Genomic DNA, 18,329 nt, shown 5'->3' on the forward strand with positions numbered 1-18,329 from the left:
CCATTCGGTACATTTCACTGCACAAAATGTAACCAGCATTTGCTACACACCCGTGTCACCGGGATAATGCGCGCCACCCGGCGCCAAGCGCCACGTCAAGCCTGCTGCGGCTTTGGCGACTCACGCCTCAACAAAAAGCCCGCAGGGGCGGGATGAATGCCCGTGATCAACTTCAACATCGCCCAATGGCGCGCGTGGGCCCCGGGGCTCGATAGCGTGGACGCATGGCAAGCCTGGAGCCGACAACCGGTCGTGCTTCAGAGCAGTGACGCCGCGCCCGATGTGTCGTTCTTGCCGGCCATGCAACGCCGCCGGCTCAGCCGACTGGCCAGAATGGCTTTCAGTGTTGGCTGGCCACTGGCCGACGGACGGGAGAACCTGCCTCTGGTGTTCGTCTCGCGACACGGCGAGACCCCGCGCACTTACGAGATCCTCAGTGACCTTGCCAAAGACGAACCGCTGTCGCCGACGCAATTCAGCCTGTCGGTACACAACGCAATCATCGGCCTGTGGTCGATCATGCGCGGCGAAACCAGCGAAATGACCGCCCTCGCCGCCGCTGGCGACGGTCTCGAACACGGCATGCTCGAAGCAGCCTCCCTGCTCAATGAGGGCGCTCCGGCAGTGCTGCTGGTGATTACCGAAGAACAGCCGCCCGCAGCCTATTCGGCGTGGATCGACGATGTGCCGTTTCCTTACGCGCTGGGTCTGTTGCTCACTCCCGGTACCGACTGGCGGCTGACCCTGAACAGCACCACAGAAGCACTGTCCAAAGCGCACTGGCCCCACGCGCTCAATTTGCTGCGCACCCTGCTCGGCCAGCAGACCTTTTGCCAACATGCCTGGAAAAATCGTGTATGGACCTGGCAACGCAACCCGTGACCGAGAAGAACCGCGACGCCTACTACTGGCGCCTGCTGGCCACCGCGGCAAGTTTCGCGCTGTTCGGGCTGGGCGGGCTGTGCCTGCGTGTGCTGGTTTTCCCGGTGCTCGGCTGTCTGCCCGGTGATGCGCTGAAGCACCGTCAGCGTGCACGGCAGACCGTCAGTCGGTTGTTCTGGTTTTTTGTCCGATTCATGGCTCGCACCGGCGTATTGACCTACGACATTCAGGGCGCTGAACGCCTCGGTCGTCCCGGACAGATGATCATCGCCAATCATCCCTCGCTGATCGATGTGGTGTTCCTGATCGGTCTGGTACGCCAGGCCAACTGCGTGGTGAAGAAAAGCCTGTGGGAAAACCCCTTCACCCGTGGCCCGCTGCGCAGCACTGAATACATCAGTAACGACGGCAGCATGGACATGCTTGATGCCGCCGCCGAGTCCCTGCAAAACGGCCAGACCCTGATCATTTTTCCTGAAGGCACGCGTACTCAACCGGGCCAGGCACCGGCCTTTCATCGGGGGGCCGCAGCGATTGCCCTGCGGGGTGCGAAAATCCTTACGCCGGTGGTCATCAAGGTCAACCCGACCACTTTGACCAAAGCCGAGCCCTGGTATCGGATACCCAGCCGCCGCGTGCACTTCAGTTTTCGCATCGGGGCCGATATAGATCCACAGACATTCGCCGCACAAGGCCCGGCACCGCAGGCCTCGCGCAAGCTCAACGACTATTTGCATTCATACTTCATCAAGGAGCTCGCCGAAGATGAGCGATCTACACCGTGAGATTAAATTGCTGATCATCGACGCCCTCGGCCTCGAAGACATCAGCGTCGACGACATCGGCGACGATCAAACACTGTTCGGCGAAGGCCTGGGCCTGGATTCTGTCGACGCGCTGGAACTGGGTCTGGCGATCCAGAAAAAGTACGGCATCAAGATCGACGCCGACGCCAAAGACACCCGTAACCATTTCTCCAACGTGGCGAGCCTTGCGGCCTTCGTCATGGCAAAACAGGCAGCTTGAGACCGGACCATGCAAACTCGTGACGACATTTTCAACACCCTGCGTGATGCCCTGGTCGAGCTGTTCGAACTGGATCCCTCCCGTGTAAGCCTGGACTCCAACCTGTATCAGGATCTGGAGATCGACAGCATTGACGCAGTCGATCTGATCGACCACATCAAGCGCCAGACCGGCAAAAAGATCGCCGCCGAAGAATTCAAAACGGTGCGCACTGTCGGTGACGTGGTCGAGGCGGTCTACCGTCTGGTTCAACCGACCGCATGAGTCGATTGATCGGCCTCGGCCTGCTGCTGGCCGGTCTGCTGTATCCCTTTGCGGTGTATTTCGGCATGGAGCACTTTGCTCCGTGGCAGTTCGGCCTGCTGCTGGGCAGCCTGTGGCTGGCGCGAGCACTGACCGGCGAACGCAAACCCGGCAGTCTGTGGATGGCCTGCGTGGCGATGATGTTTTGCCTGTTGCTGGCGCTGTTCGACAGCCCACTGTTGCTGCGCTGGTACCCGGTGCTGATCAGCGGCTTCATGCTGGTGCTGTTCAGCCTGAGCCTGAAATACGGCCCGCCGATGGTCGAACGCCTGGCGCGGCTGCGTGAACCGCAGTTGCCGGCCAACGCAATTGCCTACACGCGCAAGGTCACGGTGGCCTGGAGCATTTTTTTCTTCTGCAACGGTTTGTGCGCCGCGCTCCTGACCCTGTGGGCGCCGCTGAGTTGGTGGATGTTGTACACCGGCCTGATCTCCTACGGATTGATCGGCCTGATGTTTGCCATTGAATGGCTGATACGACAACGGGTAAGAGGCCGTACATGAATTGGATAAAACTTGAGCAACTGTTGCTCAAGGCGTTGCCGGCGCGGGCAATCAGCCACGCCCCGGCATTGGATCACGCGCAGTTGTGCGAACAGGCATTGAGCGTGGCTGCCGGCCTGCAAGCCCGAGGCGTGCAGCGTTTGGCCGTACATCTGGAAGATGCCGCCGACCTGGCCATCGCCCTGCTCGGTGCCTGGCGCGCTGGCGTCAGCGTATTGCTGCCCTCGGACTTGCAAGCGCAAACCCGCCAGCGCTGGTCTGGCGAAGTGGATCTGTGGCTGACCGATCAAACTGGCGACAGTGGTTTAGCCGAATTTCATCAGCCGCCACTGCCCGGCGCCGAGCTGGATCTGGATCAGTGCCGCTTGAGCCTGTGCACTTCCGGCTCCAGCGGTGAGCCCAAGCGCATCGACAAGACTTTGCGCCAACTAGCCAATGAAGTCGAAGCACTCGAGCAGCTGTGGGGCGCGGATCTCGCTGAGGCGTGCGTCATCGGCAGCGTCGCCACCCAACACATCTACGGCTTGCTGTTTCGCGTGTTGTGGCCGCTGTGCGCCGGGCGAACCTTCGTGCGCAAGCAACTGGCATTCCCCGAAGACCTGCAACGCGCCAGCCGCGAGCATCCAGCCTTCGTCTGGGTTGCCAGCCCGGCGCTGCTCAAGCGCATGGGCGACAACCTCGACTGGCCGGCCCTGAGCGCCGTGCGCAGAGTGTTTTCATCGGGCGGCGCGCTGCCGGCCGAAGCCGCGCAGAGCCTGCATCAACGCCTGCAACAGTGGCCGACGGAAATCCTCGGCAGCTCGGAAACTGGCGGCATCGCCTGGCGTCAGGGCGAGCAACTGTGGCAGCCATTCGCCGGTGTCGAATTGAGTCAGGACAACGACGGAGCGCTGCTGATCGCCTCACCGTACCTGCCTGCCGGGCACGTTGAACACACCGCCGATGCAGCACGCATTGCCGCCGATGGCCGTTTCGAACTGCTGGGTCGACTGGACCGAATCGTCAAACTCGAAGAAAAACGCATTTCCTTGCCGATGCTTGAGCAAGCCTTGGTCGCCCACGACTGGGTTGCCGAAGCGCGATTGGGCGTTGTTCAGGAAAATCGTGCGTCCCTCGGCGCCTTGCTGGTGCTCAGCGAGTCCGGCCTGTTTGCTCTGCGCGAACACGGTCGACGTAGCCTGACCGAAGCCCTGCGCCAGCACTTGAAAGAGCACTGCGAAGCCCTGGCCCTGCCACGTCGCTGGCGATTGCTGCGGCAAATGCCGCTCAACAGTCAGGGCAAACTGCCGCAGGCGGATATCGAGGCGCTGCTGCTCGGCCCTCGGCCGAAAGCCCCCGAGGTGCTGGAGCAAACCGAAACGGACGGCGAATGGAGCCTGCAACTGAGCGTACCGCCGGATCTGGCGTACTTCAGCGGCCACTTCCCCAAAGCCCCCGTGTTACCCGGCGTGGTGCAAGTGGAATGGGCACTGAACCTCGGTCGCCAACTGCTCAACCTGAGCGGTGCATTCGCTGGCATGGAAGTGCTGAAATTCCAGCAACTGGTGCGCCCCGGCGATGAAATCCAGCTGCACCTGCGCTTCGATCCCGAGCGCGGCAAATTGTATTTTGCCTACCGCAATGACACGGCGACCTGCTCCAGTGGCCGGATTCTTTTGGGTGTAGAGCATGATTGACCTTGGTGAGTGCTGCGCACTCAATCGCGAGCAGGCTCACTCCTGCAGGGATCGCAGTTTTCCAGTGGAGAAGCGGTATGCATAACCCCTGCGCCGTGATCCCGGTCTACAACCACGAAACCGCGATCACCACCGTGGTCGATGCCCTGCTCGCCCAAGGTCTGCCGTGCCTGCTGGTGGACGACGCCAGCACGCAGTCCTGCGCGCGGGTGCTGGACGGGCTGGCCGAGCGCGACAACGTGCATCTGGTGCGGCTCACCATCAATCAAGGCAAGGGCGGCGCGGTGATGACCGGCCTGCGCGAAGCCTCGCGCCTGGGCTTCAGCCATGCGTTGCAGGTAGATGCCGACGGCCAGCACGATCTGCACGATGTTGCCCGCTTCGTTGAGGAATCCCGCGCACATCCGCAAGCATTGATCTGCGGTTATCCGCTGTTCGACGACAGCGTGCCCAAGGGCCGTTTGTACGCGCGCTACCTGACTCACGTGATGGTCTGGATCAACACACTGTCATTGCAGATTCGCGATTCGATGTGCGGCTTCCGCGTCTATCCACTGGCACCGACGCTGGCGGTGATCGACTCGGCCAAGGTCGGCAAACGCATGGATTTCGACTCGGACATTCTGGTGCGTCTGGCGTGGCGCAATCAACCGATGCGCTGGCTGCAAACCAGCGTGCATTACCCGCTGGATGGCGTCTCGCACTTCCGGCTGTTCCATGACAACGCGCTGATTTCGAGCATGCACACGCGGCTGTTCTTCGGCATGTTGCTGCGCTTTCCGATAATCCTCTGGCGACGGTGGCGGACATGACCGTCGAGACCGATAAAAAGCACTGGGCCGACCGCGAGGAGCGCGGCAGTTTCCTGCTGATGAAATTCACCGCGCTCGCCGCCAAGGTACTTGGTCGCCGCCTGCTGAGCCCGTTGTTGTACGGCATCGTCCTGTACTTTTTCCTGTTCGGCCGCACGGCACGCAACAGCGCTTGGCAGTATCAGCAACGCCTGGCCGACTGGAGCCAACGCGAAGACTTGCGCCCAAGTCATTGGCGAGTATTCGGTCAGTTCATGGCGTTCGCCGATTCGCTACTCGACAAGCTCGACGTGTGGAACGGCAAGCTGCGCATCGAGCAAATCGAAATCATCGACCCGGCGCTGCTGCGCACTCAACTGCGCGGCAGTCGCGGGCAACTGCTGGTCGGCGCACACCTGGGCAATCTCGAAGTGTGCCGGGCGCTGGCGGAAATCGGCGAAAAGGTCACCATGAATGTGCTGGTGCACACCAAGCACGCCGAGCAATTCAACCGCTTGCTGGGTGAAGCCGGGGCGACCAATCTGCGCCTGATTCAGGTCAGCGAACTCGACCCGGTGATCATGCTGCAACTGCACGAACGCCTGGAGCGCGGCGAGTGGCTGGCGATTGCCGGCGACCGTGTGCCGCTGCACGGCGGTCGTAGCGTGACCGTAGATTTCCTCGGCCATCCGGCGCCATTCCCGCAAGGCCCTTGGTTGCTGGCCGGTCTGCTCAAGTGCCCGGTCAATCTGCTGATGTGCCTCAAGCAACACGACGGCCATTATCGCCTGACCCTCGAACCCTTCGCCGACGCCGTAGTGTGGAAGCGCAGCGAGCGCGAGCAGGTCATTCATCAGTGGGCCACCCGCTACGCGCAGCGCCTGAGTCACTATTGCCTTGAAGCCCCGCAGCAATGGTTCAACTTTTACCCTTTCTGGAAGACCGATGACGACGCCAACTCATGAGCCGGTAACCTTCGGCGAACGCCCTCTGCGCATCGAAGACGTGCTGGCCTTGGCCAACCGTCAGGCGCCCGCGCAGTTGCAGAGCGACGCCGATTACCGCGAACGCATCGCCAAGGGCGCGCGGTTTCTCGATTCGCTGCTGGACAAGGAAGGCGTGATCTACGGCGTGACCACCGGTTACGGCGATTCCTGCGTGGTCGCGGTGCCACTGCATCACGTCGAGGCGCTGCCGCGTCATCTCTACACTTTCCACGGTTGCGGTTTGGGCAAACTGCTCGACGCCCAGGCCACTCGCGCAGTGCTCGCGGCGCGTTTACAGTCGCTGTGCCACGGTGTGTCCGGGGTGCGGATTGAACTGCTCGAGCGGCTGCACGCTTTTCTCGAACACGACATCCTGCCGCTGATTCCCGAAGAAGGCTCGGTTGGCGCCAGCGGCGATCTGACGCCGCTGTCCTACGTTGCCGCAACCCTGTCTGGTGAGCGTGAAGTGATGTTCCGTGGCGAGCGCCGTCAAGCGGCCGACGTCCATCGTGAACTGGGCTGGACGCCGTTGGTGCTGCGCCCCAAAGAAGCGCTGGCACTGATGAACGGCACCGCCGTGATGACCGGCCTCGCCTGCCTCGCCTACGCCCGCGCCGATTACCTGTTGCAACTGGCCACGCGGATCACCGCGCTGAACGTCGTGGCGCTGCAAGGCAATCCGGAGCATTTCGACGAACGCCTGTTCGCCGCCAAGCCGCATCCGGGGCAGATGCAAGTGGCCGCATGGCTGCGCAAGGATCTGGCAATCGACGCGCCGACCGCTCCGCTGCACCGTTTGCAGGATCGCTACTCGCTGCGCTGCGCCCCGCATGTCCTCGGCGTATTGGCCGACAGCCTGAACTGGCTGCGTTCGTTTATCGAGATCGAACTCAACAGCGCCAACGACAACCCGATCATCGACGCCGAAGCCGAGCGTGTGCTGCACGGCGGGCACTTCTACGGCGGGCACATCGCGTTCGCCATGGACAGCCTGAAAAACCTCGTGGCCAACGTCGCCGACCTGCTCGACCGTCAACTCGCGCTGCTGGTCGATGAACGTTACAACCACGGTTTGCCGAGCAATCTGTCCGGCGCCACGGCGGATCGCGCGATGCTCAACCACGGCTTCAAGGCTGTGCAGATCGGCACCAGCGCCTGGACCGCCGAAGCCTTGAAAAACACCATGCCGGCCAGCGTTTTCTCGCGCTCCACCGAGTGCCACAACCAGGACAAGGTGAGCATGGGCACCATCGCCGCCCGTGATGCGATCCGCGTGCTGGAGCTGACCGAACAGGTCGCCGCCGCCACGCTCCTCGCCGCCAACCAGGGCGTGTGGCTGCGCGCTCAGGTCGAAGACGCCCGAGCGCTGCCGCCTGCGCTGGCCGCCATGCACGAAGAACTCGCCAAGGATTTCCCGCCGGTCATCGAAGACCGCGCACTGGAAGGCGAACTGCGCCTGTGCCTGCAACGCATCGCCGCGCAACACTGGAGGCTGCATGCGTAGCGCCGGAGTACTGCATGCCGATACGGAAATCCTCGTCCCGTTCTTCGACGTCGACACCATGCACGTGGTCTGGCACGGCCATTACGTCAAATACCTTGAAATAGCGCGCTGTGCGTTGCTCGACAAGATCGGCCACAACTACACGCACATGGTCGAGTCCGGTTACGCCTGGCCGATCATCGATCTGCAACTGCGCTACGTGCGTGGAGCGGTGTTCGGCCAGAAGTTGAACGTGCGCGCCAGCCTGGTCGAGTGGGAAAACCGTCTGAAGATCAACTATCTGATCACCGACCTGCAAAGCGGCGAACGCCTGACTCGCGCAAGCTCCGTGCAAGTGGCAGTCGAAGTGAGCAGCCGCGAGATGCAACTGGCGTCACCAAAAGTCTTCACTGATGCCGTGGAAAGGATGCTGCGATGAACCTGTTTTTTAGAAGCCTTGGCGCGCTGGGGCTGCTGGCCGTGTCGTCACTGGCCAACGCTTTCGACCTGCAACAACTCAGCCAGCAACTGGCGAAACCGGACGTGATCCACGGCCAGTTCATCCAGGAAAAACACCTGCGCGCGCTGCCCCAGCCGCTGATCAGCAAGGGCAGCTTCGTCCTCGCGAAGAATCACGGCCTGCTCTGGCTACTGAAAACCCCGCTGCAGCAGGATTACCGCATCAGCGCCAAAGGCATTGCCCGGCGTGACGGCAACGGCTGGCAGTTGCTACCGAACAAGAGCGCCGGGGCCGAGCAGAACCGCTTGTTCCTCGCCGTATTGCAAGGCGACAGCAGTGGCTTGCAACGGGATTTCGAGCTGGCGCTCAGTGGCGACGCGCAGCAGTGGAAACTCACCCTGACCCCACGTTCGCTGCTGCTCAAGCAAGTGTTCAACCAGATCAACATCGACGGCGGCGAACTGGTGCAAACCATCGAACTGCTGGAAACCCAGGGCGACAGCACCGTGCTGCGCATGCAGGACAGCAGCGCCGGCCAACCGTTGAGCGATGCGGAGCAACATGACTTTGCCGAGTGAACGCAAGCTGCCCTGGCTGTTCCTGATTCTGCTGCTGGCGGTTGTCGCGCTGGCCAGCTGGCAATGGCGCGACGGTGCGCCGTTGTCCGCCAACCTGATGGAACTGGTGCCGGGCACCGATCCGGACGCCCTCGAACTGCGCGCCGAACAACGCATGCAGGAACCGCTCAACCGCGAAATGCTGGTGCTGGTCGACCACACTGATCGCCAGCAAGCAGTGGCCATGGCGCAGACGCTGGGCGAACAATGGCAAGCCAGCGGCCTGTTCGAAAAAGTGCAGTGGAACCTGCAAGCGGACTTGCCGGCCCTGCGCACGCAATTGCTGCAAGGGCGACTGGCGATGCTCTCGGCGGACGACCGGCAATTGCTGAGCGAACATCCCGACGCCTTCATTCAGCAACGGGTACAGGCACTGTTCGACCCGTTCAGCGGTTTCAGTCTGGTGCCGAGCCAGGACGACTGGCTCGGCCTGACCACGCGCATTCAGAACAGCCAGCCGCAACACGGTGCGGTGCAACTGGACATCGGCAGCGGTGCGCTGGTCGCCGATGCCGACGGCAAGAGCTGGGTGCTGTTGCGCGCACGCACCACCGGCAATGCCTTCGACATGAACCTGCCGCTGCAAGTGGCCGATCTGCTCCAACGCAGTCGTGATCAGGCAGCGAAATCCGACGTGCAGCTTCTGGCCGCCAGCGGTCTGCTGTACGCCGCCAGCGGTCAGCAACAGGCCACTCGCGAGATGACCTGGGTGGGCGGCGGCGCCACAGTCGGGATTCTGCTGTTATTGCTGCTGGCGTTCCGCCGTTGGCGCGTGTTGCTGGCGTTTGTGCCGGTGCTGGTCGGTATGTTGTTCGGTGCCGTGGCGTGTGTGGCGCTGTTCGGCCATATGCACGTGATGACCTTGGTGCTCGGTTCCAGCCTGATCGGCGTGGCGGTGGATTACCCGCTGCACTATCTGTCGAAGAGCTGGAGCCTGAAACCTTGGCGCAGTTGGCCCGCCTTGCGCCTGACCCTGCCCGGGCTGACACTGAGTCTGATCACCAGTGCCATCGGTTATCTGGCGCTGGCGTGGACGCCCTTCCCGGCGCTGACGCAAATCGCCGTGTTCTCCGCTGCCGGGTTGCTCGGCGCCTATCTGTCGGCAGTGTGTCTGCTGCCAGCGCTGTTGAAGAATGTCGAACTGCGCCCGGCGCAGTGGCCACTGCATCTGGCCCAACGGCTGGTGAACCTGCGGGAAAAATTGCTCGAATACGTGCGCACGCCGGTGTTGCTGGCGCTGTTGATCGCCTTCTGTGTGGGCGGTCTCGTGCAACTGCAAAGCAAAAACGACATCCGCCAATGGGTCGGCGCGCCGCAGCAACTGACCGACGAAGCGCAGACCATCGCGCGCATTACCGGGTATCAGCCGACCAGCCAGTTCTTCCTGGTGCGCGCAGCCAATCAGCAAGAACTGCTGGAACGCCAAGCGGCACTGAGCGAACGTTTGCAGCAACTGGTCAACCTCGACAAGCTGCAAGGGTATCTGGCGCTTGATCAACTGGTCAGCCCACCGAGTCAGCAACAGCAAGTGCGCGAAGCGCTGAACAAACTTCCACAGTTCTGGCAGCCACTGCTCGATCTCGGCGTGCCGGTGACGGCCCTGCAAACCGAGTTGCAGCAGTTGCAAACATTACCTCTTGAGGACATCGACGCCGCGCTGGCCGGTCCGCTCGGCGAGCCCTACCGCACACTGTGGCTCGGCCCGACCGAAGAGGGCGTGGCGGCGATAACCAGTCTGCAAGGCCTGAACAATCCTTCGCTGCTGCGGGTGCAGGCGCTGGATCTGCCGGGGGTAGTGCTGGTGGATCGCCTCGGTGAATTGAACAGTGTTTTCGCCGCCACGCAGATCAGCGCGGCGGAACTGAAACTCGCTTCCTGCGTGTTGATCGTGCTGGTGTTGATCCTGCCGTTTGGTCTCGGCGGCGCCGTGCGCATCGTCACGCTGCCGTTGCTGGCAGCGCTGTGCAGCCTGGCCAGCCTCGGTTGGCTCGGACAGCCGCTGACACTGTTCAGCCTGTTCGGCCTGCTGCTGGTGACAGCGATCAGCGTCGATTACGCGATTCTCATGCGTGAGCAAGTCGGCGGTGCGGCAGTCAGCCTGCTGGGCACGTTGCTGGCGGCCGTGACGACGTGGCTGTCATTCGGTTTGCTGGCAGTGTCGAGCACGCCAGCAGTGAGCAATTTCGGTTTATCGGTCAGCCTCGGTCTGGCCTTCAGCTTCATGCTTGCACCGTGGGCCGGGTGTCATCCTCACACCGCAACAGTCGCGGAGCCGGCAGCATGATGATCGTCGGATTCTGGCTGCTGGCCATGGCCTTGTTCTTTGTCGCGACCCGCGTCGGTCGCCATTTCGGCCTGATCCCGATTGTCAGCCAGCTGCTGTTGGCGAGTTTCGGCTTGCCGCTGCTGATGTATTTCTGGATCGAACCGGGCTGGCAGCTCAGCGGCGCCGAACTGATTGCGCCGACGTGGCTGAAAGACCTCTACAGCCTGAGTTTTGCACTGTTGCTCGGGCACATCCTCAGCGATGTGATCGACCTGCGTCTGGACCGCCAGAGCGTGAAAATTGCCGTACCGAGTTTCGCCGTACCCTTCGCCTGTGGTCTCGCGACCGCCTATTGGCTGCTGCCGGCGCAACCGTGGCTCAACTCATTGGCCATCGGTCTGGTGTTCGCCATCACCGCCATTCCGGTGCTGTATCTGTATCTGCGCCACATCGATTACCCGCCTGACGCCACGCGGCGGCTGGTGCAAACCGCGATCCTGATCGACCTGACCTGCTGGACTCTGTTCGGCCTCGCCCAGGGCAGTTTGCACCTGAGCAGTCTGTTGCTGCCGCTGGGGTTGGCGTGCGTTCCCTTGCTGCTGCGCCTGTTCGGTGTGCAGCGGCCGCTGACTTACAGCCTTGGATTCTTTGCGTTATTGGTCCTGGCCGAGCATTACAAACTCAATGCGCTGATTTTCGGCATCGGTTACCTGGTGTGCATGGCCACGCTGAAAATACCGCTGGTGCTGCCGTTGCCGGCGCGCTGGATGAGCCGTTTGCAGACGTGGATCGCGATCCCGTTGATCCTCACGTTCGGCATTGTGCAGATCGACGTCCACAGCGCCCTCGCCAGCCTTGGGGCGCTGCAATGGGCAGCGCTGCTGCTGGTGCCGATTGCCAGTAAACTGCTCGGCAACTGGCTTGGCCTCGGCTGGGCCGGTGCCTCGTTCGAGGGCGCCAGTCGCTGGCGTGAAAGCGTGCTGCTGAACATTCGCGGCCTGAGCGAAATCGTCTTTCTCAACCTGTTATTGCAACAACAACTCATCACGCCGGCGCTGTACTTCGCGCTGATGCTGATGGGCCTGATCGCGACGTTGCTGCCAGCCCTGATCGGCCTGCATCGCGCCCCACTGAATTTGAACCACCCTTTGCCCCGGAGCTCACGTGCCAATCGTTGAAATGGAATCCCGTCAGGTCGTGATCATCGGCGCAGGTCCCTCAGGCGCCATCGCCGCCGCCCTGCTCAAGCGCAAGGGCCACGACGTGCTGGTGATCGAGCGTCAGCACTTCCCAAGGTTTTCCATCGGCGAAAGCCTGCTCAGCCATTGCCTGGATTTCGTCGAAGAAGCCGGCATGCTCGACGCCGTCAACGCTGCCGGGTTTCAGCGCAAGACCGGCGCTGCGTTTGCCTGGGGCGAGCGCTACAGCGCGTTTGATTTTGGCGACACTTTCACCAACGGCAAGCCGACCACGTTCCAGGTGCAGCGTGCCGACTTCGACAAACTGCTGGCCGATCAAGCCGCGCTGCAAGGCGCCGAGATTCGCTATGGCGATGCCATCGTCAGCGTCGATTTCGACCGGGCAAAACCGCAGCTGGATGTGCGCCGCGAAGACGGCAGCGAATACCGCGTCGAAGCGGATTTCGTGCTCGATGCCAGCGGTTACGGTCGCGTGCTTTCACGCTTACTGGATCTGGAGGCGCCGTCGAATTTCCCGGTGCGTCAGGCAGTGTTCACTCACGTCGAAGATCACATCGACAACCCGGCGTTCGACCGCGAAAAAATCCTCGTCACCACGCACCCGCAGCATCGCGATATCTGGTTCTGGACCATCCCGTTCAGCAACGGTCGCTGCTCGGTGGGCGTGGTCGCCGCTGCCGAACACTTCGAAGGTCGCGATACCGATCTTGACGCTTGTCTGCGCGGCTTCATCGCTGAAACGCCAAGCCTCGCCGGCGTACTCAACAACGCCGTGTGGGATACCCCGGCGCGCACCCTCGGCGGCTACGCAGCCAACGTCAAAACCCTGCACGGTCCGGGCTTTGCGTTACTGGGCAACGCGGCGGAATTTCTCGATCCGGTGTTCTCCTCCGGCGTGACCATCGCCATGCGTTCGGCGAGCATGGCCGCGGCTGTGCTGCATCGTCAGTTGCAGGGCGAAACGGTCGATTGGCAAAGCGAGTTTGCCCAGCCACTGAAACGCGGCGTCGACACCTTCCGCTGCTATGTCGAGGGCTGGTACGCCGGGACCTTCCAGGACGTGATTTTCTATGAAGACAGTCAGGCAGATATTCGCCGGATGATCTGCTCGATCCTCGCCGGTTATGCCTGGGATGAACGCAACCCGTTCGTCAGCGAAGCTCGGCGCCGGTTGAAGATGATTTCCGAACTTTGTGCAAAGGACGCCCCATGAATTACCTGAGCGACAGCTACGTCGAGGAAACCCGCTTCGGTTTCTGGTTTCTGCGCAGCCACACCTGGCAGCATCACGTGTTGCGTGTGGCAATCAACGATCTGCGCGGGTTGTTCAGCGATGCACTGCCGGCAAACCCGGTGCTGCTCGATGCCGGTTGCGGTCAGGGCAAGTCGTTCGGCCATTTGCGCCAGACCTTTGCACCACAGCGTTTGATCGGTATCGATGCCGATCCGCACAGCCTTGAATTGAGCGCTGAAGAAGCGGCGCGTCAGGGACTGGAAGTCGAGCTGATCGGCAGCGATTGCGCAACGCTCAACGTGCCGGACGCCAGTGTCGATCTGCTGTTCTGCCACCAGACCTTTCATCATCTGGTCGAGCAGGAAAAGGCCTTGGCCGAGTTTTATCGGGTGCTCAAGCCTGGCGGTTATCTGCTGTTTGCCGAATCGACCGAGGCTTACATCGATACCTGGGTGATTCGCTGGCTGTTCCGCCATCCAATGCACGTGCAGAAAAGCGCCGCGCAGTATCTGGGGATGATTCGCGAGCAGGGTTTCGAGTTTTCCGAGCGCAATGTTTCGTACCCGTATTTGTGGTGGAGCCGGTCGAAGGATTTCGGTTTGCTGGAGCGCTTTGGATTGCGCAAGCCCAAACCGTTCGGGCAGCGGGAAGAGACGCTGGTGAATGTGGTTGCGCGCAAACCACTTGCGGGTGCCTTGTGATGCGACACACAACTTGTAGGAGTGAGCCTGCTCGCGATAGCGGTGGATCAGCCAACATGTTTTTTGAATGTGCAACCGCGATCGCGAGCAGGCTCACTCCTACAAGGTTTGTGGTGTGGCTGGTATGGGGGATATTTGCGCTGCTCAGTGGTTGCGCCACTCAGGCACCGCTGCCGGCTGGCAACCCGACGCTGCCCCTGCCATTGCAACTGCACATCGAACGCCAGCAAGCCGAACAACGCCAGGACTGGCTGCTGGTGATTCAGCGTGAAGGTCCCGGCATTCGCTGGTCGATGATGGACCCTCTGGGCATACCTCAGGCCCGTCAGCAACTGATCGACGGGCGCTGGCAGGCCGATGGCTTGCTGCCGCCAAACCCGGAAGCCCGGGAGTTGTTCGCCGCCCTGCTGTTCGCCCTGACCCCGTCCGGCGAATTGCTGCGCAACTACCCCGCCGCGCAGCAACAGGGCGAGCAACGCTCCCTGCCAGCGCGTTGGGACATCCGCTATTCACAACCGTTGAGCTTCGAATTGAAACTGCCTCAAGGCCCGCACTACCGCGTTTCCCCACTCGGTGAACCGACGCCATGACTGCCTACTTGAATGCCCTGGGCGTGATTTGCGCGCTGGGTCGAGACAAGCAACAAGTCGCGCACAACCTGTTCGCTGGCGACTGCTCCGGCATGCGTCGCGAATCCGGCTGGGTGCCGGAGCGTGAGTTGCCAGTGGCCGCCGTGCACGGTGAGCTGGCAGCGATTCCGCCGGAGTTGGCCGACCAGCGCAGCCGCAATAATCAGCTTTTGCTGGAAGCTGCGTTGCAGATCCGCGACGACATCGATCGAGCCATTGAGACTTACGGCCGCGAGCGCATCGGCGTGGTGCTCGGCACCAGTACCTCGGGCATCGACGAAGCCAGTCGGGGGCTGGCGCATTTCCTTCAAGAACAACAATTCCCGGTCGAGTACGACTATCGGCAACAGGAACTCGGCGCCCCGGCGAATTTTCTTGCCGACTGGCTGCAACTGAGCGGCCCGGCCTACGTGATTTCCACCGCGTGCACCTCCAGCGCACGTGCGCTGATGAGCGCGCAGCGCCTGCTCGATCTGGGCCTCTGCGATGCGGTGCTGTGCGGCGGCGTCGATAGCCTGTGCAAGCTGACCCTCAATGGTTTTTCGTCGCTGGAAGCGGTGTCCGATGAGCGCTGCAATCCGTTCTCGGCCAACCGCAACGGCATCAACATCGGCGAAGCCGCGGTGCTGTTCGTGATGAGCAAGCAACGTAACGACGGCCCGGCCATCGCCCTGCTCGGCGCTGGCGCCAGTTCCGACGCGCACCATATCTCGGCGCCGGAACCGAGCGGGCGCGGCGCGCTGCAAGCGATGCAAAAAGCCTTGAGTCGCGCGCAATTGCAGCCCGGGCAAATCAACTATCTGAACCTGCACGGCACCGCGACCCAACACAACGACGCCATGGAAAGCCTGGCGGTCGCCGCGCTGTTCCCCGACGGCGTTGCATGCTCGTCAACCAAACCGATGACCGGTCACACGCTCGGTGCTGCCGGCGCGCTGGAAGCGGCGTTCTGCTGGCTGAGCCTGAGCGCTGACAACCCAGGCCACGCGCTACCGCCGCACGTCTGGGATGGCGACCCCGATCCGGACTTGCCAGCGCTCAAATGGGTGACCGCAAGTGAAGCCCTGACGTCCATTGCACCCCGCTACCTGATGAGCAACTCGTTTGCCTTCGGGGGCAACAACGTCAGCCTGATTATCGGAGACGCCCCATGACTGACTGGCCGCTCGCCGAACTGCTGCCTCACGCAGGCGACATGATCCTGATCGACAAGATCACGCGCTTCGACGATGAACAGATTTACACCTGCCTCACGGTCAAGCCTGACGGCCTGTTCAACCTGCCCGACGGCAGCCTGCCGGCATGGGTCGGCGTCGAGCTGATGGCACAAAGCGTCGCCGCGTTCGCCGGTTGTCATGCCCGGCGCAAAGGCAATCCGGTGGAACTGGGTTTCCTGCTCGGCACACGCAAGTTCGAGTGCAACGTCGAAACGTTTCCGGCCGGCAGCGAGTTGACCGTCCATGGCATCCGCTCGCTGGAAGATGACAACGGCATGGGCGTGTTCGAATGCCACATCACTGCGCCCGGCATCCAGGCCAGCGCTCGACTGAACGTGTTCCGCCCGCCGCAACCGTCCCAATATCTGCAACAGACACAGGAGTCGAACGATGACTGAATCCGTACTGGTCACCGGCTCCAGCCGTGGTATCGGCCGAGCCATTGCCTTGCGTCTGGCGCAGGCCGGGCACGACATCGTCCTGCATTGCCGCAGCGGCGTCGCCGAAGCCCAGGCAGTGCAAGCTGAGATTGAAGCGCTAGGCCGCAACGCACGCATCCTGCAGTTCGACGTCGCCGACCGTGAAACCTGCAAAACCATTCTCGAAGCCGACGTCGAAACCCACGGCGCCTATTACGGCGTGGTGCTCAACGCCGGGCTGACCCGCGACGGCGCCTTCCCAGCCCTGAGCGACGACGATTGGGACGTGGTGCTGCGTACCAACCTCGACGGTTTCTACAACGTCCTGCACCCGGTGATGATGCCGATGATCCGCCGCCGCGCCGCCGGTCGCATTGTTTGCATCACCTCCGTCTCCGGGCTGATCGGCAACCGCGGCCAGGTCAACTACAGCGCCTCCAAGGCTGGCGTGATTGGTGCTGCGAAAGCATTGGCGATTGAACTGGGCAAGCGCAAAATCACCGTTAACTGCGTCGCGCCGGGCCTGATCGACACAGCGATGCTCGATGAAAACGTGCCGGTGGAAGAATTGATGAAAATGATCCCCGCACAACGCATGGGCACCCCAGAAGAGGTGGCCAGTGCGGTGAATTTCCTGATGTCGGCGGAAGCCTCGTACATCACCCGCCAGGTCCTGGCGGTCAACGGAGGCTTGTGCTGATGAAGCGCGTCGTCGTCACCGGCATGGCCGGCATCACCTCGCTGGGTAGCGACTGGCAAACCATCGCCGGCAACTTCGCAGCCAATCGCAGCGGCATCCGCCGAATGGACGAGTGGGATCGCTTCAGCGAACTCAATACGCGTCTCGCCGGCCCAATCGATGATTTCGTCGTCCCGGCGCACTGGACCCGCAAACAGTTGCGCAGTATGGGCCGGGTTTCGCGTCTGGCTGTCGGCGCGGCGGAAAAAGCCCTGGCCGACGCTGGCCTGCTCGGCGATCCGTCGATCAAGGATGGGCGCATGGGCGTGGCCTGCGGGTCGTCCACCGGCAGCACCGACGAGATCAAGGCGTTCGGCAACATGCTGCTCAACTCGGTAGCCGAGGGTCTGAACGCCAATTCCTACGTGCGGATGATGCCGCACACCACAGCGGCGAATATCAGCATCTTCTTCGGCCTCACCGGGCGTTTGATTCCGACGTCCAGTGCCTGCACCAGCGGCAGTCAGGGCATCGGTTATGCCTACGAGGCAATCAAGTTCGGACGCCTGCCGTTGATGCTCGCTGGCGGCGCCGAAGAACTCTGCCCGACCGAAGCGATGGTGTTCGACGCGCTCTACGCCACCAGCCTGAAAAACGACGCGCCACAGACCAGCCCACGCCCGTACGACAAGGGCCGCGATGGTCTGGTGATCGGTGAAGGTGGTGGCATGCTGGTGCTCGAAGAGCTGGAACACGCCCTCGCCCGCGGTGCACATATCCACGCCGAGCTCGTTGGTTTCGGCAGCAACGCCGACGGCCAGCACACCACACGGCCGGAACAAACCACCATGCGCCGTGCGATGGAACTGGCGCTGGAAGACGCTGGGCTCACACCGGATGCGATCGGTTACGTCAATGGCCACGGCACCGCTACAGAACAAGGCGATATTGCCGAAACACTGGCGACCAGCAGCCTGTTCGGTGAACGCATGCCGATCAGCTCGCAGAAGAGTTTCCTCGGCCATACGCTCGGGGCCTGCGGCGCGCTGGAGTCGTGGTTCAGCATCGAAATGCTCAACCGCGACCTGTACGTGCACACGTTCAACCTCGATGAAGTCGATCCGCACTGCGGCAAGCTCGACTACCTGCGCGGCGAATTCCGCCAGATGAGCAACGAATACGTGATGAACAACAATTTCGCTTTTGGTGGCGTCAACACCTCGTTGATTTTCCGCCGCTGGCCGCAACCGAATTAATC

20 protein-coding genes are annotated in these 18,329 nt (G+C 62.1%); all 20 read left to right on the forward strand.

The features are described 5' to 3' along the window. Window positions 1-156 precede the first annotated feature (156 nt). The gene (locus tag ICA15_RS18705) at window positions 157-882 is read left to right on the forward strand and encodes a beta-ketoacyl synthase chain length factor (RefSeq protein WP_210554300.1); all 726 of its coding nucleotides are present in this window, start codon (window positions 157-159) and stop codon (window positions 880-882) included. Continuing rightward, window positions 858-1,667, forward strand: a complete 810-nt coding sequence (locus tag ICA15_RS18710; protein ID WP_150617513.1) for a lysophospholipid acyltransferase family protein — start codon at window positions 858-860, stop codon at window positions 1,665-1,667. Before ICA15_RS18705 ends, ICA15_RS18710 begins: the two co-directional genes overlap by 25 nt. Next, complete coding sequence (locus tag ICA15_RS18715) at window positions 1,648-1,908, forward strand: phosphopantetheine-binding protein (protein WP_047299425.1); 261 nt, start codon at window positions 1,648-1,650, stop codon at window positions 1,906-1,908. The genes ICA15_RS18710 and ICA15_RS18715 overlap by 20 nt, the downstream gene beginning before the upstream one ends. A gap of 9 nt (window positions 1,909-1,917) precedes the next feature. Then, window positions 1,918-2,172, forward strand: a complete 255-nt coding sequence (locus tag ICA15_RS18720; protein ID WP_150604867.1) for an acyl carrier protein — start codon at window positions 1,918-1,920, stop codon at window positions 2,170-2,172. After that, the gene (locus tag ICA15_RS18725; protein WP_150617512.1) at window positions 2,169-2,714 is read left to right on the forward strand and encodes a hypothetical protein; all 546 of its coding nucleotides are present in this window, start codon (window positions 2,169-2,171) and stop codon (window positions 2,712-2,714) included. The genes ICA15_RS18720 and ICA15_RS18725 overlap by 4 nt, the downstream gene beginning before the upstream one ends. Then, on the forward strand, window positions 2,711-4,390 hold the full coding sequence (locus ICA15_RS18730; protein ID WP_210554301.1) for an acyl-CoA synthetase family protein: 1,680 nt from the start codon (window positions 2,711-2,713) through the stop codon (window positions 4,388-4,390). Before ICA15_RS18725 ends, ICA15_RS18730 begins: the two co-directional genes overlap by 4 nt. Before the next feature lie 77 nt (window positions 4,391-4,467). Next, window positions 4,468-5,202, forward strand: a complete 735-nt coding sequence (locus tag ICA15_RS18735) for a glycosyltransferase family 2 protein (RefSeq protein WP_210554302.1) — start codon at window positions 4,468-4,470, stop codon at window positions 5,200-5,202. Next, on the forward strand, window positions 5,199-6,146 hold the full coding sequence (locus ICA15_RS18740; protein ID WP_210554303.1) for a glycosyl transferase: 948 nt from the start codon (window positions 5,199-5,201) through the stop codon (window positions 6,144-6,146). The genes ICA15_RS18735 and ICA15_RS18740 overlap by 4 nt, the downstream gene beginning before the upstream one ends. Next, entirely contained in the window at window positions 6,127-7,671 is a 1,545-nt protein-coding gene (gene hutH / locus ICA15_RS18745) for a histidine ammonia-lyase (RefSeq protein ID WP_210554304.1), read from the forward strand. The genes ICA15_RS18740 and hutH overlap by 20 nt, the downstream gene beginning before the upstream one ends. After that, window positions 7,664-8,089: an acyl-CoA thioesterase gene (locus tag ICA15_RS18750; protein ID WP_210554305.1), complete on the forward strand. Its 426-nt coding sequence runs from the start codon at window positions 7,664-7,666 to the stop codon at window positions 8,087-8,089. Before hutH ends, ICA15_RS18750 begins: the two co-directional genes overlap by 8 nt. Continuing rightward, entirely contained in the window at window positions 8,086-8,688 is a 603-nt protein-coding gene (locus tag ICA15_RS18755; protein ID WP_210554306.1) for an outer membrane lipoprotein carrier protein LolA, read from the forward strand. Before ICA15_RS18750 ends, ICA15_RS18755 begins: the two co-directional genes overlap by 4 nt. After that, window positions 8,672-11,011, forward strand: coding sequence for an MMPL family transporter (locus ICA15_RS18760; RefSeq protein ID WP_210554307.1), 2,340 nt, complete (start codon window positions 8,672-8,674; stop codon window positions 11,009-11,011). Before ICA15_RS18755 ends, ICA15_RS18760 begins: the two co-directional genes overlap by 17 nt. Next, complete coding sequence (locus tag ICA15_RS18765) at window positions 11,008-12,171, forward strand: sodium:proton antiporter (RefSeq protein ID WP_210554308.1); 1,164 nt, start codon at window positions 11,008-11,010, stop codon at window positions 12,169-12,171. The genes ICA15_RS18760 and ICA15_RS18765 overlap by 4 nt, the downstream gene beginning before the upstream one ends. After that, entirely contained in the window at window positions 12,158-13,405 is a 1,248-nt protein-coding gene (locus ICA15_RS18770) for an NAD(P)/FAD-dependent oxidoreductase (protein WP_150604857.1), read from the forward strand. The genes ICA15_RS18765 and ICA15_RS18770 overlap by 14 nt, the downstream gene beginning before the upstream one ends. Beyond that, entirely contained in the window at window positions 13,402-14,127 is a 726-nt protein-coding gene (locus tag ICA15_RS18775) for a class I SAM-dependent methyltransferase (protein WP_150617504.1), read from the forward strand. Before ICA15_RS18770 ends, ICA15_RS18775 begins: the two co-directional genes overlap by 4 nt. Continuing rightward, window positions 14,127-14,717: a hypothetical protein gene (locus tag ICA15_RS18780; RefSeq protein WP_210554309.1), complete on the forward strand. Its 591-nt coding sequence runs from the start codon at window positions 14,127-14,129 to the stop codon at window positions 14,715-14,717. Before ICA15_RS18775 ends, ICA15_RS18780 begins: the two co-directional genes overlap by 1 nt. Next, a complete protein-coding gene (locus tag ICA15_RS18785) occupies window positions 14,714-15,910 on the forward strand; it encodes a beta-ketoacyl-[acyl-carrier-protein] synthase family protein (protein ID WP_210554310.1) in 1,197 nt (398 codons plus the stop codon). The genes ICA15_RS18780 and ICA15_RS18785 overlap by 4 nt, the downstream gene beginning before the upstream one ends. Next, window positions 15,907-16,371 carry a hotdog family protein gene (locus ICA15_RS18790; RefSeq protein ID WP_210554311.1) on the forward strand — a complete coding sequence of 155 codons (465 nt, stop codon included), beginning with the start codon at window positions 15,907-15,909 and terminating at the stop codon, window positions 16,369-16,371. The genes ICA15_RS18785 and ICA15_RS18790 overlap by 4 nt, the downstream gene beginning before the upstream one ends. After that, on the forward strand, window positions 16,364-17,092 hold the full coding sequence (gene fabG, locus ICA15_RS18795) for a 3-oxoacyl-ACP reductase FabG (RefSeq protein ID WP_150604852.1): 729 nt from the start codon (window positions 16,364-16,366) through the stop codon (window positions 17,090-17,092). Before ICA15_RS18790 ends, fabG begins: the two co-directional genes overlap by 8 nt. Then, window positions 17,092-18,327: a beta-ketoacyl-ACP synthase gene (locus ICA15_RS18800; protein ID WP_150617501.1), complete on the forward strand. Its 1,236-nt coding sequence runs from the start codon at window positions 17,092-17,094 to the stop codon at window positions 18,325-18,327. Before fabG ends, ICA15_RS18800 begins: the two co-directional genes overlap by 1 nt. The last annotated feature ends 2 nt before the right edge of the window (window positions 18,328-18,329 follow it).

Source organism: Pseudomonas sp. P116, assembly GCF_020149425.1.
Taxonomy (GTDB): Bacteria; Pseudomonadota; Gammaproteobacteria; order Pseudomonadales; family Pseudomonadaceae; genus Aquipseudomonas; species Aquipseudomonas anatoliensis.